19 protein-coding genes are annotated in these 15,151 nt (G+C 43.2%); 4 read left to right on the top strand and 15 right to left on the bottom strand.

Features of this window, described 5'->3' with window-relative positions:
* Positions 1 to 310 (top strand): transposase (locus EBQ12_RS07520; protein WP_164511639.1); only part of this gene is annotated, 310 nt, incomplete at its 5' end.
* A 131-nt stretch (positions 311 to 441) separates the two neighbouring features.
* Here the strand turns inward: EBQ12_RS07520 and hisIE are convergent.
* From hisIE to EBQ12_RS07480, 8 genes are read right to left on the bottom strand one after another with little or no spacing between them, the layout of a single operon-like run.
* On the bottom strand, positions 442 to 1,071 hold the full coding sequence (gene hisIE, locus EBQ12_RS07515; RefSeq protein WP_125589560.1) for a bifunctional phosphoribosyl-AMP cyclohydrolase/phosphoribosyl-ATP diphosphatase HisIE: 630 nt from the start codon (positions 1,069 to 1,071) through the stop codon (positions 442 to 444).
* A complete protein-coding gene (gene hisF / locus EBQ12_RS07510) occupies positions 1,068 to 1,826 on the bottom strand; it encodes an imidazole glycerol phosphate synthase subunit HisF (protein ID WP_035389615.1) in 759 nt (252 codons plus the stop codon). Before hisF ends, hisIE begins: the two co-directional genes overlap by 4 nt.
* Complete coding sequence (hisA, locus tag EBQ12_RS07505) at positions 1,823 to 2,560, bottom strand: 1-(5-phosphoribosyl)-5-[(5-phosphoribosylamino)methylideneamino]imidazole-4-carboxamide isomerase (protein WP_039169085.1); 738 nt, start codon at positions 2,558 to 2,560, stop codon at positions 1,823 to 1,825. Before hisA ends, hisF begins: the two co-directional genes overlap by 4 nt.
* The gene (gene hisH, locus EBQ12_RS07500; protein ID WP_125589558.1) at positions 2,557 to 3,195 is read right to left on the bottom strand and encodes an imidazole glycerol phosphate synthase subunit HisH; all 639 of its coding nucleotides are present in this window, start codon (positions 3,193 to 3,195) and stop codon (positions 2,557 to 2,559) included. The genes hisA and hisH overlap by 4 nt, the downstream gene beginning before the upstream one ends.
* The gene (hisB, locus tag EBQ12_RS07495; protein ID WP_073412797.1) at positions 3,195 to 3,779 is read right to left on the bottom strand and encodes an imidazoleglycerol-phosphate dehydratase HisB; all 585 of its coding nucleotides are present in this window, start codon (positions 3,777 to 3,779) and stop codon (positions 3,195 to 3,197) included. Before hisB ends, hisH begins: the two co-directional genes overlap by 1 nt.
* Positions 3,776 to 5,065 carry a histidinol dehydrogenase gene (hisD, locus tag EBQ12_RS07490; RefSeq protein WP_125589556.1) on the bottom strand — a complete coding sequence of 430 codons (1,290 nt, stop codon included), beginning with the start codon at positions 5,063 to 5,065 and terminating at the stop codon, positions 3,776 to 3,778. Before hisD ends, hisB begins: the two co-directional genes overlap by 4 nt.
* Complete coding sequence (gene hisG / locus EBQ12_RS07485) at positions 5,062 to 5,709, bottom strand: ATP phosphoribosyltransferase (RefSeq protein WP_007500071.1); 648 nt, start codon at positions 5,707 to 5,709, stop codon at positions 5,062 to 5,064. The genes hisD and hisG overlap by 4 nt, the downstream gene beginning before the upstream one ends.
* Complete coding sequence (locus EBQ12_RS07480; protein WP_017368113.1) at positions 5,702 to 6,877, bottom strand: ATP phosphoribosyltransferase regulatory subunit; 1,176 nt, start codon at positions 6,875 to 6,877, stop codon at positions 5,702 to 5,704. Before EBQ12_RS07480 ends, hisG begins: the two co-directional genes overlap by 8 nt.
* A gap of 233 nt (positions 6,878 to 7,110) precedes the next feature.
* Between EBQ12_RS07480 and EBQ12_RS07475 the strand changes: the two genes are divergently transcribed.
* Complete coding sequence (locus EBQ12_RS07475) at positions 7,111 to 7,902, top strand: C39 family peptidase (protein ID WP_046344544.1); 792 nt, start codon at positions 7,111 to 7,113, stop codon at positions 7,900 to 7,902.
* Positions 7,903 to 7,933: 31 nt separating this feature from the next.
* Here EBQ12_RS07475 and EBQ12_RS07470 read toward each other — a convergent pair whose 3' ends face one another.
* From EBQ12_RS07470 to hprK, 7 genes are all read right to left on the bottom strand, one after another.
* Positions 7,934 to 8,575: an NAD(P)-dependent oxidoreductase gene (locus tag EBQ12_RS07470; protein ID WP_125589554.1), complete on the bottom strand. Its 642-nt coding sequence runs from the start codon at positions 8,573 to 8,575 to the stop codon at positions 7,934 to 7,936.
* An 87-nt stretch (positions 8,576 to 8,662) separates the two neighbouring features.
* Positions 8,663 to 9,091, bottom strand: coding sequence for an Rrf2 family transcriptional regulator (locus tag EBQ12_RS07465; RefSeq protein WP_024719891.1), 429 nt, complete (start codon positions 9,089 to 9,091; stop codon positions 8,663 to 8,665).
* Positions 9,092 to 9,160: 69 nt separating this feature from the next.
* Positions 9,161 to 9,679: an acyltransferase gene (locus EBQ12_RS07460; protein WP_035701530.1), complete on the bottom strand. Its 519-nt coding sequence runs from the start codon at positions 9,677 to 9,679 to the stop codon at positions 9,161 to 9,163.
* Between the two features lies 1 nt (position 9,680).
* Complete coding sequence (gene ppaX / locus EBQ12_RS07455; RefSeq protein WP_125589552.1) at positions 9,681 to 10,331, bottom strand: pyrophosphatase PpaX; 651 nt, start codon at positions 10,329 to 10,331, stop codon at positions 9,681 to 9,683.
* A complete protein-coding gene (locus tag EBQ12_RS07450; RefSeq protein WP_125589549.1) occupies positions 10,328 to 11,272 on the bottom strand; it encodes a nucleoside recognition domain-containing protein in 945 nt (314 codons plus the stop codon). The genes ppaX and EBQ12_RS07450 overlap by 4 nt, the downstream gene beginning before the upstream one ends.
* A 16-nt stretch (positions 11,273 to 11,288) precedes the next feature.
* Positions 11,289 to 12,113, bottom strand: a complete 825-nt coding sequence (gene lgt / locus EBQ12_RS07445) for a prolipoprotein diacylglyceryl transferase (protein ID WP_007500053.1) — start codon at positions 12,111 to 12,113, stop codon at positions 11,289 to 11,291.
* Between the two features lie 11 nt (positions 12,114 to 12,124).
* Positions 12,125 to 13,057 (bottom strand): HPr(Ser) kinase/phosphatase, encoded by a 933-nt coding sequence (gene hprK / locus EBQ12_RS07440; protein ID WP_125589547.1) that lies wholly within the window; start codon positions 13,055 to 13,057, stop codon positions 12,125 to 12,127.
* A gap of 176 nt (positions 13,058 to 13,233) precedes the next feature.
* Between hprK and nagA the strand changes: the two genes are divergently transcribed.
* A complete protein-coding gene (gene nagA, locus EBQ12_RS07435; RefSeq protein WP_125589545.1) occupies positions 13,234 to 14,424 on the top strand; it encodes an N-acetylglucosamine-6-phosphate deacetylase in 1,191 nt (396 codons plus the stop codon).
* Positions 14,424 to 15,149 carry a glucosamine-6-phosphate deaminase gene (gene nagB / locus EBQ12_RS07430; RefSeq protein ID WP_008348174.1) on the top strand — a complete coding sequence of 242 codons (726 nt, stop codon included), beginning with the start codon at positions 14,424 to 14,426 and terminating at the stop codon, positions 15,147 to 15,149. The genes nagA and nagB overlap by 1 nt, the downstream gene beginning before the upstream one ends.
* The last annotated feature ends 2 nt before the right edge of the window (positions 15,150 to 15,151 follow it).

Here is a 15,151-nt window from a genome sequence, read left to right as displayed (position 1 = left end):
TCCTAAAAAATGCACATCGTGTCCTTTCCTTGAAAACTGCACAAGATCTAAAAATCATCAAAAGGTCATCTCAAGACATGTGTGGGAGGAACATAAAGAAAAGATCAGGCAAAATCGTCTGTCTGCCACTGGAAAAGAGCTATATAAAAAAAGAAAAGAAAAAATAGAGCGAAGCTTTGCAGATTCAAAACAACTGCATGGGCTTCGCTACTGCCGGTTAAGGGGAAAACAAAATGTAAGTGAGCAAGTGCTTCTCACAGCTGCCTGCCAGAACATGAAGAAGATTGCCACACACCTAGCAAAGCTATAGGATAGGTGTGTGGGAGGCCTTTTTCATGTTTTTCCTTCAATCTCATCTATCATAATGATGGTGAAAATAAAAAAGATTGTAGAAAAACATGAGTTTCTCTACAATCTGAAGCTGGGGGTACCCCCAGCTTTTCATTCCCCTTGATGGCGCTTTTTCAATACCTTTAATACATCATCAAGAGGCAGCTGCTGTTCACGTAATAACACAAGAAGGTGATACAGGAGATCTGCTGTTTCCCATTTCAATTCTTCTTGATCACGGTTCTTCGCCGCAATGATCACTTCAGAAGCTTCTTCCCCTACCTTTTTCAGGATTTTGTCGACTCCTTTTTCAAAAAGATAGGTCGTATAAGCTCCTTCTGGCATTTCCATCTGCCGTTTCGCAATGACCTGTTCCAGTTCATTTAAAATGGCAAAGCGGTCTTGTTCTCCCCTTGGCTGTTTCACGCCATCTTCTGAAAAACAGCTATAGCTGCCTGTATGGCAGGCTGGGCCGCTTGGTGTCACTAGAACAAGCAGGGCATCTTGATCACAGTCATAGCGAATAGATGTAACACGCTGGGTGTGTCTAGATGTAGCTCCTTTGTGCCAAAGCTCATTTCTCGATCTGCTAAAAAACCATGTTTCCCCTGTCTCTAATGTTTTTTCATAGGATTCTTGATTCATATACGCCAAAGTAAGAACTTCCTTGCTTTGAGCATCCTGTACAATGGCAGGAATGAGACCTGCATCATTAAAGATTAATTCGTTTGCCTGTTTCATCTTACCTTCACCCCGTGTTCTCTCAAATATGTCTTCACCTCTTGAATAGAGGTTTCTTTATAATGGAAAATAGAGGCTGCGAGTGCGGCATCAGCTTCACCTTTTGTAAAAGCCTCCAGCATATGCTGCGCATTGCCAGCACCTCCTGAAGCAATAACTGGCACTGTGACTGCTTCTGATACAAGCCTCGTCAAACGATGCTCAAATCCCGTTTTCTCACCATCGGCATCCATGCTAGTCAGCAAGATCTCGCCTGCTCCTCTTCGCACGGCTTCTTTCGCCCAGTCACTCACTTCTAAATCCGTTTGACGGCGTCCTCCGTGCGTATAGACCATGTATGCTTGTTTCTCTTCATCGTATTTCGCGTCAATCGCAACAACTATGCACTGTGAACCAAAAAAGTCGGCTCCTTCTGTTATTAGCTCCGGTCTTAAAACAGCCGCTGTGTTCACAGACACCTTGTCTGCCCCCGCTCTTAATATACGCTTCATGTCATCAAGGTGGTTAATCCCGCCACCCACCGTGAATGGGATAGCGAGAGTGGATGCAACTTGTTTGACCACATCCACCATTGTTTTTCGGCCTTCATGAGAGGCAGATATATCAAGAAAGACGAGTTCATCCGCACCTTCCTCGTCATAGATCTGCGCTAATTCGACCGGATCACCAGCATCCTTCAACCCTAGAAATTGGATCCCTTTGACCACACGCCCTTCCTTTACATCAAGACATGGAATGATTCGTTTTGTCATCATATGCTGTCAAGCCCTTCAAACGCTTCTGCTAAAGTAAATTGCTTTGTGTACAGCGCCTTGCCAATGATTGCACCAGACACACCTGTCTGCTTTTGTGCTGATAGCTTTTGCAGATCACCTACTGCACTGACACCACCTGAGGCAATGACTTGTTTGCCAGTTGCTTCTGCTAATCGAACCGTACTTTCCACATTTGGACCAGACAGCATGCCATCCATTTGAATATCAGTGAAAATGAAGACCTCTGCGCCTTCCTTTGCCAGTTCCTTACCGAGTTCCTCCGCCTTCACTTCCGACGTTTCAAGCCACCCTTCAGTCGATACAAAACCGTTTCGTGCATCAATGCCAATGGCAATTTTCTCTCCATATTGCGCCAGCATTTTTTTCACAAAAATCGGGTTTGACACCGCTGAACTGCCAAGAATGACTCTCGATACGCCATTGTTTAGATAGAATGCAACATCTTCTTCTGTCCGAATGCCGCCGCCAATTTGGACATTCACATCTAATGAGGAAGCAATCGCCAGCACATGCTCGTGATTCACGCGTTTTCCTGCTTTTGCGCCATCTAAATCAACAAGATGTATCCATTTCGCTCCTTCATTTGCAAACCGTCTCGCCATGTCTAACGGTGAATCTCCATAAATGGTTTCTTGGTCATAGTCTCCTTGCACAAGTCGTACACATTTGCCATTTCTCATATCAATTGCTGGATATAATGTAAAATCACTCATTTGCTCACCCTCTGTTCGTTTGCTAATTGAATAAACTGTTTCAGCAGTGTCATTCCTGTTGTACTGCTTTTTTCAGGGTGAAACTGCGTTCCAAACACATTCCCCTTCCCAACAACGGCAGGTACTTGAACGCCATAGGGCGCACTTGCCAATAGATCTTCTGGATTCATGCCGCTCACATAATAAGAGTGAACAAAGTATGCAAATCCTTCCGGCACACCGTCAAATAATGGTGACGGCTGATGAAATGTGAGCTCATTCCAGCCCATATGAGGCACCTTCAGCCTTTGTCCATCCTGATCACGATCCTTCAAAAGAACGACACGTCCTTTTAAAAAGCCTAACCCTTTTGTTTTTCCTGCTTCTTCACTTTCTTCAAACAACAGCTGCATACCAAGGCAAATGCCAAATAACAGCTTTCCTTCCTGCACGACTTGGTGGATAAACGCCTCAAGTCCTGTCTGTCTTAACAGCTGCATCGCATCACGAAACGAACCGACTCCTGGCAAAATGTACGCATCTGCCTTTTTCAGCTCCTCTACTTCAGAAGACACGATATAAGACGCTCCTGCTCGTTCCAGTGCTTTTGATACGCTAAACAAATTTCCCATTCCATAGTCAATGACGCCAATCATTAGAGCATCCCCTTTGTCGACGGAATCCCTTTCACACGCGGATCAATGGTTGTTGCTTCATCTAAGGCGCGTGCCATCGCTTTAAAAATGGCTTCAATCATATGGTGGGTATTGGATCCGTAGTGAACGATCACATGAAGATTGATTCGTGCTTCAAGGGCAAATTTCCAAAGAAACTCATGAACCAGCTCCGTATCAAAGGTGCCGACCTTCTGACTCGGGAAATCAGCTCTCATTTCCAAATGAGGACGATTGCTTAAATCCACGACGACTTGGGCAAGTGTTTCATCCATTGGAACAAAACTAGAGCCGTAGCGCTTAATTCCTTTTTTATCCCCGAGCGCTTCTTTCAACATCTGCCCAAGCACAATGCCAATATCTTCTGTTGTGTGGTGATCATCGACATCTGTGTCTCCTTTTGCATCTACAGTTAAGTTAAAGTGTCCGTGCTTCGTGAATAAGTCGAGCATGTGCGTCATAAAAGGGACATCTGTCTGAATATCCGCTTTTCCTTCACCATCAATCTCTAGCGCTAACGAAATGTTCGTTTCATTTGTCTGTCTCGCTGTTTCCGCCTGTCTCATTTTGATTCCTCCCGCTTTCTCGCTTCAATCGATCTGGCATGTGCTTCAAGCCCTTCTAATCTTGCAAAAGCCGCAATGCTTTCCCTATGTGTTTCGAAGGCTTCTTTGCTATATGAAATGATACTCGTTTTCTTTTGGAAATCCGTGACACCAAGCGGACTGGAGAATCTTGCCGTCCCGTTTGTTGGCAACACATGGTTCGGTCCTGCGAAGTAATCCCCTACCGGCTCTGGGCTGTAACGCCCTAAGAAAATCGCTCCAGCATGCTTGATTTGACCAAGTAGTGATTCTGGATACGCCGTCAGCACTTCTAAATGCTCTGGGGCTAACTGGTTCACGATATCAACTGCACGATCCAAGGATTCTGTCACGTAAATATAACCATGGTCTTGAATAGATTGTGCTGCGATTGATTTCCTTGGCAAAGTGTCCAGCTGCGCTTGCACCTCTGCTTGCACTGCTTCAGCCAATCCTTTAGATGGTGTCACCAAAATACTAGATGCCAATGCATCATGCTCTGCCTGTGAAAGCAAATCAGCTGCCACCTCATGTGCGGTTGCCGTTTCATCTGCTAAGACAGCAATTTCACTTGGGCCCGCAATCATATCAATGTCTACTTGACCAAATACTTCCCGTTTGGCAAGTGCTACATAAATGTTTCCTGGACCGGTGATTTTATCAACAGGCTGGATACTGTCCGTTCCATACGCAAGAGCGGCTATAGCCTGAGCACCACCCATTTTGTACATTTCTGAAATGCCCAGCTCCTTCGCTGCTACTAGTACAGCGTCAGACAGACGACCGTCTTTTCCTGGCGGTGTCACAAGGACAATTCGCTCAACGCCGGCAACAAGTGCCGGGATCACATTCATTAAAACAGATGATGGATAGGCGGCTGTTCCGCCTGGGACATATACACCGACCGCATCGAGCGGCGTTACTTTCTGACCTAGCATTGAGCCGTCTTTTTGGTGATAAAACCAAGAGGAGGTTAGCTGACGCTCGTGGTATGTTCGAATATTCCGGATCGCCGTTTGGATGATTTGGATCATCTCCGGGTCCAAACGTTCGTAGGCTTTTGTCTTTTCATCCTCCGTCACAAGTGGCTGTTCAATAGAGACACCGTCAAATTGCTTCGTGAAAGACCGTACCGCTTCGTCACCATTTTTTCTCACTTCTTCGATTATTCGCTGAACAGCCAATCGCTGCTCTTCCGTTCCTGTATCTAGAGAACGCTTGAGTGAGAGAGTGTCTGTCTCACCTTCTTGTATGTAGGTGATGTTCATGATGTTTCCTCCCCTTCTCCTTCGATGATTCTTGCCAGACGCTGCGCCATTTCATCGATTACCGCATCCTTCATTCGATAGCTCACAGGATTGACAATAAAACGTGACGTAATGTCACAAATATGTTCCGTTTCGACAAGTCCATTTTCCTTAAGTGTTTGACCGGTGGAGACAATGTCAACAATTCGATCGGCAAGTCCGATGAGCGGTGCTAATTCAATGGAACCATTTAGCTTAATGATCTCCACCTGCTCACCTTGTTCCCTAAAATAAGAAGAAGCGACATTTGGGTACTTTGTGGCCACACGCGGTGCGACACCGCCCCAGCTGGCTCCCGGCAAGCCCGCTACAGCTAAATGACATTTGCTAATGTTTAAATCGAGCACTTCGTACACATCCCGTGCTTCTTCAAGCATGACGTCTTTCCCTGCAATGCCCACATCCGCTACACCGTGCTCTACATATGTCGTCACATCCATTGGCTTCGCTAAAATAAAGCGGAGATTTTCTTCCGGTACATCAATGATTAATTTTCTTGAATCTTCGAATTCCTCCGGCAGCTGATATCCAGCCTGTCTTAATAGCCCTGCTGCTTCTTCAAATATCCGCCCCTTTGGCATTGCCATTGTCAACACTTTACCCATTTTGCTCTTCCTTTCTAGCGCCGATAAAATAAGTCACTTGCTCAAATGCCTTGGTCATGGCATCGATATTTTCAATACCTGCTAAGTCTTGGAGAACAATCCTTTTGCCCTTTGTCCGCTCTTTTTCTGCAAAATCAAATGCTTCAAGCCGCTGTTCTTTACTAAAAATCACAGCCTCTTGGGGCTCATTTATTTCTTTTGCGTCGAGCGCCTCAAGAAGACGGTCTAATCGAAGTCCGAAGCCTGTAGCGGGTGCGGGTGCATCAAAGTGAGCAAGCAATTGATCATACCTTCCTCCACTTCCGATCACAGACCCAACATGATCTGCAAATACTTCAAACAAAATCCCAGTATAGTAGCTCATATGACTAACCATGCTTAAATCCAAACGGATATATTCTGTACAGCCGTAATCTTCAAGTGTCTCCCACAGCGCCTTTAACTCCGCAAGCACTTCTTTGCCCTCTTGTGACACCACAATTTCTTCAGCCTGCTGGGTCACTTCTTGACCGCCGCGCAGCTCTAAAAGCTGGAGCAGCCTTGTTTTATCGATGGATGAGAGCGGCAATTGTTTGACATGCTGCCTGTATCCCACATAATTCTTTTCATATAAAAATCGGCGCAATACGTTCGCCCGCTCTGTATTCCCTAGTACATCTAAAAACAAGGTCTCAGCCAAAGCCACATGCCCGATCGCAATTTTGAAGGATTGAAGTCCAGCATTTTTTAATGCAAACACGACAAGCGCTATGACTTCAGCATCTGCACTAATCGAACCATCACCGATCAATTCAATACCGACCTGCTCAAATTCAGAAGGTCTTCCGCCTTCTCTTTCCTGTGCTCGAAACACGTTGGCTGCATAACCGACTCGAAGCGGATACGCCTGTTCATGAAGCTTTGAAGCCGCCACTCTCGCAATTGGTCCCGTCATATCAGGTCTAAGCACAAGGGTTTGACCATTTTGATCAAGAAGCTTAAACAGCTGCGTATCTGTAATCGCCGATTGAACACCGACTGTATCGTAAAATTCAAGCGTTGGCGTTTCCATTAAACGATAACCCCAACCATTCATGACCTCTGTTAAAGAATGCCTAACTCTTTTCTTCGTCTCATACAATCCTGGTAATGAATCTCGCATACCATATGGTTTTTCAAACATGAACATGTTCTTCCGCACCTCCAACACATTAAAACAAAAAATTCCGAATCCTTTAGTTCGCTAATATGATAATATGCTAACAAAATAAAGTAATTAAATCAATCATTTTTATTTTCCCCTTTTTTTCCTTAATCATTTGTTCATATATTACATTAAAATGACACCTAATCCTTTTTGATCTCTTTGCTTTAGGAACATGCTATAATACTTTAAAATATTGAATAACACAGGAGATTACAGTGAAATTCATCCAGACATTAATCTTAACTTTGTTGTGCGCATGTCTTGTTTATTTCGGCTTTATTTACGTTTCACAATTCGACCAAGTCAAGAAAACAACGTCACCACAAGAAGCCAAAGAAAAAGAAAATGATACCGCACTAGCAGCAGAAGAAACACGTTCTACGAAAAAAACAGAAACGACACACTCTAGTTTAAAAGGAAATAAAAAAGCCATGGACGTCATCCTCTTTAATCAAATGGATGCACCAAAGCTTTATAACGGATGCGAAGTCACGAGCTTAGCCATGCTTCTTCATTACAGCGGCTATGAGCATATAACGAAAAACGCATTGGCAAACGAGATTAAGCGTGTCCCGCTCAATTATGAGAATGGCTTAAAAGGAGACCCTCATGACGGGTTTGTAGGCGATATGGAGAATGGGCCAGGTCTTGGTGTGTACCACGAACCCATTTATCAGCTTGCGAAAAAATATGTAGGTAATCAAGCCGTTGACTTAACCGGCAAGCCAGTCAAAAAGGCCATCTATCAATCACTTGAAAAAGGTTATCCTGTCTGGGTCATTACCACTTCGACCTTTGCCAAAACAGATAACATTGAAACATGGAATACACCAAATGGGAAAATAGATATCAGCTTTAATATGCACAGCGTCGTCATCACAGGCTATGACAAAGATCATGTCTACTTAAATAACCCTTACGGAGAGAAGAATCAAAAAGTAGATCGTGAACAGTTTGAGGATTCTTGGAAACAGATGGGCAGCCAGGCGATTATCATTAAAGCATAAAACCCCGCTAAATAGCGGGGTTTTTATTTTCTTATTCTGCTTCAGAAACCACAGTAAAACGTTCTCCAACATGAGCAGCTTGTTCTATCTCATCGACAAGTGCAACGGCGTAGTCAGCATAACTCACATAGCTGTCACCCTTCGAATTAACGATAAGATGGTCTTTGCCTTTCACATAAGCACCTGTCCGTTTGCCTGCTGGATCAAAGAATGCAGCTGGACTAAGAAATGTCCATTTTACTCCTTCGGTCTTTTGAAGATCTATTAAATTTTCTCCTTGGTGTGAAGCAGTAGCAAAGTATTCCTTTGGAAACTCCGGTGTGTCCATCAGTCTAGTTGTTTTGGCCTCATCTACAAATAAACTTCCAGCACCTCCCACAACGATTAAACGCGTTTCTGGTGTCTCTTTCAAGAGATGAATGAGTTTTTTCCCTGCTTCTACATGAAGGTGCTCTTGTCCTGCTGGCGCACCAAATGCGTTTACGATCACATCAAAATCTTTGACGTCTCCTGCCTCTAAGTGAAAAACATCCTTTTCTAAAACAGCTGCTGATGAATTGGTCACTTTTTGTGCATCTCGAACGATTGCCGTTACTTCGTGCCCTCTCGATTGAGCTTCTTTTAAAATGTGTTGTCCTGCTTTACCTGTTGCGCCAATGATTCCAATGTTCATGTAAATTCCTCCTACAATATATTGTTATTTTGATCACTTAAGATGTAACCATGATAGTTACAACAGAGGTAAAAAAAATTGAATAGATCATCCAATTTTTTTGATTAAAACCTGCGTTAGTTCACTTAATTTGATCTCAGCAAGCACTTGCTCCATCGCACTTTGAGCACGGCACAAAATTAATTCTAGTACAGCTTGAATATTTGCACCGATCGGACAGTCAGGATTTGGGCTTTCATGAATTTGAAACAACTCTCCCTCATCCACAACTTCAACCGCCTTATACACATCGAGCAGTGTCATGTCATCTTCACTGCGATTCAATTGAGAACCACCTTTGCCAAGACTCGTTGAGATTAGGCCTGCTTTTTTGAGCTTACTCATGATACGGCGAATCACCACTGGATTTGTATTGACACTTCCTGCGATATCCTCCGATGTCTGTAATGATCCTTTTTCAAGTGATAGCAAGGCCAGAATATGGACAGCGACAGTAAATCTGCTGCTGATTTTCATGTTTTCTCACCTCTGTTGTAATCATTATAGTTACACCATGTTAGAATGTCAACAAAAAAGTCTGCCGAGCTACTCAGCAGACGAAGATTGACGTGCTTCCATTTCCTCTTTCGTATAAATCATCCGCATTGGATTTCCTCCAACAAAGGAGCCTGCCGGAACATCTTTGTTCACAAGAGTTCCCGCCGATACAATCGCACCATCACCAATTGTCACTCCAGGTAGAATCGTTGAATTTGCTCCAATTAACACTTCATCACCAATATAGACTTCCCCAAGCCTATACTCTTTAATCAAATACTCATGGGACAGAATGGTTGTGTTATAGCCAATCACACTATTTCGACCGACAGTGATTTTCTCAGGAAACATGAGATCGACCATCACCATTAAAGCAAACGCCGTATCCTCCCCGACTTTCATTCGAAGGAAGGTGCGATAAATCCAATTTTTCATTCCCATAAAAGGCGTATAACGCGCCAGTTGAATAAAGATAAAATTTTTCACAACCTTGAGAAAGGGGACTGTCCGATAGACTTGTCTAAGCGAATTGACCCCTTTGACAGGATAACGATCTGTTTTTCTCAACTTAATCAGCTCCAACAATCGCCAAGAGATCACTCATTTTCTGCAGCATATAATCAGGGCGATGCTTTAACAGGGCTTCTTCTCCCTTAATAGACCAAGCAACACCTGCTGTTTTCGTCCCTGCCGCTTGACCAGATAAAATGTCGTGATAATTATCACCAACCATAATCGCCTCATGCGGATCACTGCCGAGCTTGGATAATGCCAGTTGAACTGGTTCTGGATGCGGCTTTTCATTTTGTACATCATCAAGTGTGACAATGACCTCAAAAAATGGCTCCAATCCAGTCAGCTTTAATCCCATTAAAACCGTATCACGGATTTTTGTTGTCACAATTCCGAGCTTAAACCCCTGATCCTGAAGAATTTTCAACGTGTCTAACACCGTCTCATACTCCGTCACAAGCAGATCATGCTGTTCATGATTAAACGTTCGATACATCTGGATCATATCATTTGTCAGATTCGGATCCATTGCAGAGAATGTATCAAATAATGATGGACCAATGAAATGAAGGATATCCTCACGGCTGTATTGACCAGGGTAATAATGATCAAGCGTATGATGAAATGAAGCAATAATTAATTCATTTGTATTGATTAATGTGCCATCTAAATCAAATAGCACTGTGTTAATAGTTGATTGGTTCATATAGCTTCCTTTCTAACAGCTGCATGTTCCCGCCTCCGCCAAATATAGCTGATGGCAGCTGTCAATAAAATAGCAGAAATAAGGCGAATAAGAAGAAGCGGCCATACTGGAATACCTAATGGAATGAAAATGAGTGTATCTTCGACCACCGCATGACACGCCACAAGGAAAATGAAAGCAAGCGTTAAATCCTTTTTGCTGACACCGTCCTCTTCCACTGCCTTCATCATGACGCCTGCCCCGTAGGCAAGACCAATGGTTAAACCTGCCACCATCGTCATAGACGTATTTTCTTTCATTCCAAGCATTCTCGTAAAAGGAGACAGCCACTTAGACAGCGTATGGAGCCACCCTAAGTCTCTCATGAATTGAATGATGATCATGAGAGGAATGACAATACAAGCCAGCTGCAGCACACCAAGAACAGCTTTCTGTAAAGCAAGAAGTACGATCATATACCAGCTAGAAGGCACATCAGCCGACTGAGCAGCTGTCAGCAAACCATATTGCGCCGGCTCCTCGCCTCCCTGCCAAACGAGGTGAATGACAATTGCTGACACGACGGCAAGACTGATTCTGACTAGCAAAATGACAGACACCCGCAGCCCAACCTTCGCCGCCACTGTTGATTCGATGATCAAGTTGTGACAAAAAGAGAGCATGACCGCTAAAATGAACACTTCCTTCACAGGCAGCTCTAATGTCAAAATGGCTGCAATACCCGCATACAAGTTCAGCATATTTCCTAAAACAAGCGGAATGGCCGCTTCCCCTGAAAGACCAAACAGACCCATAAATGGACGGATGAATTGTATCATCCAATCCATCACAGGTGTATGCTGCAAGATACTAACGAGAATGGTAACCGGAAAAATGACTTTTCCAAGTGTCCAAGTTGTCGATAACCCTGCTTTCAAGCCGTTTTTCCATGTCTCCCTCATCTTTTATCCCCCTTGCTTAATTTGATGAGTTGTTCTCTTTATACGGTATAGATGCATATCCTTTGATTCTTCTAAACACAATCAACAAGATAGCTACTGCAAATATAGCAATTGAAATCATCTGTGCAATTCGAAGATGCTCAGTCAGCATTAAGCTGTCTGTTCTCATTCCCTCAATGAAGAAACGGCCGATTGAATACCAGATTAAATAAGACAAGAACATTTCGCCTCGACGCAATGATGTTCTACGTAATAAGATTAATATCAAAACGCCAGCGATATTCCATAATGATTCATATAAGAACGTAGGGTGATAGTAGGTCCCGTCAATGTACATCTGATTAATAATAAACTCAGGCAGGTGCAAATTTTCTAAAAAGGCTCTTGAAACAGCCTCACCATGCGCTTCCTGATTAATAAAGTTCCCCCAGCGCCCGATGGCTTGCCCTAGTAAAATACTAGGCGCTGCGACATCGGCGATTTTCCAAAAGGACACCTTTCTCACTTTAGTAAAGACAATCGCTGTCAGCACCGCCCCTATCAGTCCACCATGTATGGCAATTCCGCCATTCCAAATCTTGATGATTTCATTTGGGTGCTGCTGATAATAATCCCATTCAAAGGATACATAATAAATTCGTGCACAAATAATGGCGATAGGAATGGCAAATAAGATGAGATCAATAAACATATCTTTATTGATGCCTCTTTTTTCACACTCCCTTAATGCGAGCCAGAGTCCAAGCAGCGCTCCGACCCCAATAATCACACCATACCAATGAACCGAAATAGGTCCGAGCTGAAAAGCAATCGGATCAATTGGTTGAATTGCTTCATTCATATAGACAGCTCCTATTCATCCTGGCCATTGTCTTCAATGACATCGGCAAGTTTACTTGTAAATTGTTCCGCTGCATTATGTCCCATTCGTTTCAATCTGAAATTCATTGCAGCTACCTCGATGATGACCGCTAAATTTCGTCCCGGACGTACAGGGATGGTCAGCTTTGGTACATCTGTATCGATGATCCGCATTTTTTCTTCCTCAAGTCCTAAACGGTCATACTGTTTGCCTTGTTCCCAAAGCTCAAGGTTCATAACAATCGTAATTCTCTTATAGCTTCTGACAGCGCCCGCTCCAAATAAGGTCATCACATTAATAATGCCTAGTCCACGGATTTCTAGAAGGTGCTCAATCAGCTCTGGTGCGCTTCCAACTAACGTATCCTGATCCTCTTGCCTAATTTCCACGCAATCGTCTGCAACCAGCCTGTGTCCTCTCTTCACTAATTCTAAAGCCGTTTCACTTTTACCTACGCCACTTTTTCCAATTAACAGCACACCTACACCATATACATCCACGAGTACGCCATGAATCGCAGTCGTTGGTGCAAGTTTGCTTTCTAAGAAGTTCGTTAATCGACTCGAAAGTCTTGTCGTCTTTAAGCTTGAGCGTAAAACCGGCACTCCATTTTCATTTGAAGCTTCGATCAATTCCTTTGGTACTACACGATCTCGTGACAAAATGATGGCAGGGGTAATATCTGTACAAAGAGACATCATTCTCTGCTTTCGTTCGCGTTCTGGGAGCTGTTCAAAAAAAGAAAGCTCTGTCTTCCCTAAAAGTTGAACTCTTTCTTTTGGGTAATATGTAAAATATCCAGCCATTTCAATACCTGGTCTGGAAAGATCACTGATTGTAATGGGACGATTAATCCCTTCCTCCCCACTTACCAGTTCAAGATGAAATTGTTCCATTATGTCCTTCGTACGAACTTTCGGCACGCTTCTTCCTCCTTTTATCGCAGGCGTTTCAGAAATACAGCTCTATTTTATCACTTTCAATGATGAACCCAAAATAGTATTTTATCCTGATCCTGTTTCACCACATTTACTGGTATAGACAACTATACTTAAAAAAGGTAAACTGAATCTAACGACGAGAATAAGGGGGCACAATCATGAGCAGTTCTTTATTGCTCTCCAATATTCATATTGTGACAAAGACAGAAATCATTGAAAACGGTTTTGTCGGTTTACGCGATGGCAAGATCGACTATATTTCAACATCACCGCCGACAGGAAATTATGAAAAAGTATATATTTCCCGGGAAAACTTTTATTTACTCCCCGGAATGATTGATATTCACATCCATGGGGGATATGGTGCAGATATGATGGATGCGACACCAGAAGCCATGAATACACTTGCTGATCACTTACCCGCAGAAGGAACGACAAGCTTTTTAGCAACAACCATTACACAAAATCACCAAGAGATTGAGCAAGCACTTAAAAATGTCGCACAGTGGAGACCCTATAATAAAAAGCAAGCTGGAAGTCATGCACAATGTTTAGGCATTCATCTAGAAGGTCCTTTTATTTCTAAAGATAAAGCTGGAGCGCAGCCAGCTCAATGGATTACACAAGCTAACCTTCCTCTTTTTGAGAAATGGCTGAGTGCATCAGATCAGCTGATTCGAATTGTCACTTTTGCTCCTGAGGAAGATACTGATTTTGCATTTCTTTCCCTGCTAAAAGAAAAAAATATCATTCCTTCTATTGGACATACAAATGCTCCTCATGACATGATTGAACTAGCAGCAAAGCACGGTGCGCGTCATGTCACGCATCTTTATAATGCGATGAGTTCATTTCAGCATCGTGAGCCAAATGTTGCAGGAGCTGCGCTTACAAACGAAAAGCTTTTGACTGAGCTAATTACAGATGGCATTCATTCACATCCTCTTTCCGTAAAGCTTGCGTATTTGGCTAAGGGAAGTGAACGTTTGATCATGATTACAGACTCAATGCGCGCAAAAGGACTTGGAGAGGGAACCTACGAATTTGGCGGACAGACTGTGACAGTCAGCGGTGAAAAAGCATTGCTGGCAGATGGAACACTTGCAGGATCGATTTTACAAATGAAAGATGGGGTCAAACGTATGAGACAGATCACACAATGTGGATGGATAGAAATTGCTCAAATGACCTCAACAAATGCAGCTACTCAGCTCGGGATCGATCATCAGCTCGGTTCGATCGAAGTTGGAAAACTAGCAGACTTGGTCATTTGGGATGAAGCTGGCGAACTCATGATGACGATCTGCCATGGACAAATCGTTTATGAAAAAAAGGAGGCCACACACTGATGAACATCATCGAATTTGCAGATAAAGATCAATTAGGGAAAGCAGCAGCTGCTTTCATTGCACGTACCATTGAATCAAAAACAGATGCGGTTCTCGGTCTGGCAACTGGCGGTACACCAATTGACACTTATAAAGAGTTAATTCAGTTGCATCAAACAGAACAATTGTCTTTCAAACAAGCAAGAACAGTGAATCTGGATGAGTACGTGGGAATTGATCCAAATCATGAAAATAGTTATATGACTTACATGAAGCGTCATTTATTCGACCATATTGATCTCCCATCAGATCAATATTTCCTCCCCAATGGTGCTGCTGCTCACTTGGAAGAAGAGTGCTTAAGGTATGATCAGCTCATTGAAGATTTAGGGGGTATTGATCTTCAGCTACTTGGTATCGGACAAAATGGACATATCGGGTTTAATGAACCTGGTACTCCTTTTGACTCAAAGACGCATGTCGTCCAATTAGATGAACACACTCGCCAAGCCAATGCAAGGTACTTTTCTTCTATAGATGAGGTACCTACACATGCCATTACAATGGGAATTGCAAGCATTCTTTCAAGTAAAAAAATTCTCCTTCTCGCATCAGGAAAATCAAAAGCGGACGTGATACAATATTTAGAACGAACTGAAATTCACCCAGACTTCCCTGCATCTGCTCTGAAACTTCATGAAGATGTGACGATTTTTATTGATCGAGAAGCTGGTTCACTACGCTAAAC

The organism is Bacillus sp. 2B09 (genome assembly GCF_003946835.1).
GTDB classification, from domain to species: domain Bacteria; phylum Bacillota; class Bacilli; order Bacillales; family Bacillaceae; genus Bacillus; species Bacillus altitudinis.
The sequence above is the reverse complement of the archived record's forward strand: the minus strand, read 5'-3'. Positions and strand labels throughout refer to the sequence as shown.

Coding starts and splice junctions, on each gene's coding strand:
- EBQ12_RS07465 (WP_024719891.1), bottom strand. CDS start 9,091: ATGAAAATCAGCAGCAGATTTACTGTCGCTGTCCATATTCTGGCCTTG.
- hisG (WP_007500071.1), bottom strand. CDS start 5,709: ATGGGTAAAGTGTTGACAATGGCAATGCCAAAGGGGCGGATATTTGAA.
- ppaX (WP_125589552.1), bottom strand. CDS start 10,331: ATGAACCAATCAACTATTAACACAGTGCTATTTGATTTAGATGGCACA.
- hisH (WP_125589558.1), bottom strand. CDS start 3,195: ATGATTGGCGTCATTGACTATGGAATGGGAAATTTGTTTAGCGTATCA.
- nagB (WP_008348174.1), top strand. CDS start 14,424: ATGAACATCATCGAATTTGCAGATAAAGATCAATTAGGGAAAGCAGCA.
- EBQ12_RS07480 (WP_017368113.1), bottom strand. CDS start 6,877: ATGTTCATGTTTGAAAAACCATATGGTATGCGAGATTCATTACCAGGA.
- lgt (WP_007500053.1), bottom strand. CDS start 12,113: ATGAATGAAGCAATTCAACCAATTGATCCGATTGCTTTTCAGCTCGGA.
- hisD (WP_125589556.1), bottom strand. CDS start 5,065: ATGAACATCACCTACATACAAGAAGGTGAGACAGACACTCTCTCACTC.
- nagA (WP_125589545.1), top strand. CDS start 13,234: ATGAGCAGTTCTTTATTGCTCTCCAATATTCATATTGTGACAAAGACA.
- EBQ12_RS07470 (WP_125589554.1), bottom strand. CDS start 8,575: ATGAACATTGGAATCATTGGCGCAACAGGTAAAGCAGGACAACACATT.
- hisB (WP_073412797.1), bottom strand. CDS start 3,779: ATGAGACAGGCGGAAACAGCGAGACAGACAAATGAAACGAACATTTCG.
- hisF (WP_035389615.1), bottom strand. CDS start 1,826: ATGATGACAAAACGAATCATTCCATGTCTTGATGTAAAGGAAGGGCGT.
- EBQ12_RS07450 (WP_125589549.1), bottom strand. CDS start 11,272: ATGAGGGAGACATGGAAAAACGGCTTGAAAGCAGGGTTATCGACAACT.
- hisA (WP_039169085.1), bottom strand. CDS start 2,560: ATGAGTGATTTTACATTATATCCAGCAATTGATATGAGAAATGGCAAA.
- hisIE (WP_125589560.1), bottom strand. CDS start 1,071: ATGAAACAGGCAAACGAATTAATCTTTAATGATGCAGGTCTCATTCCT.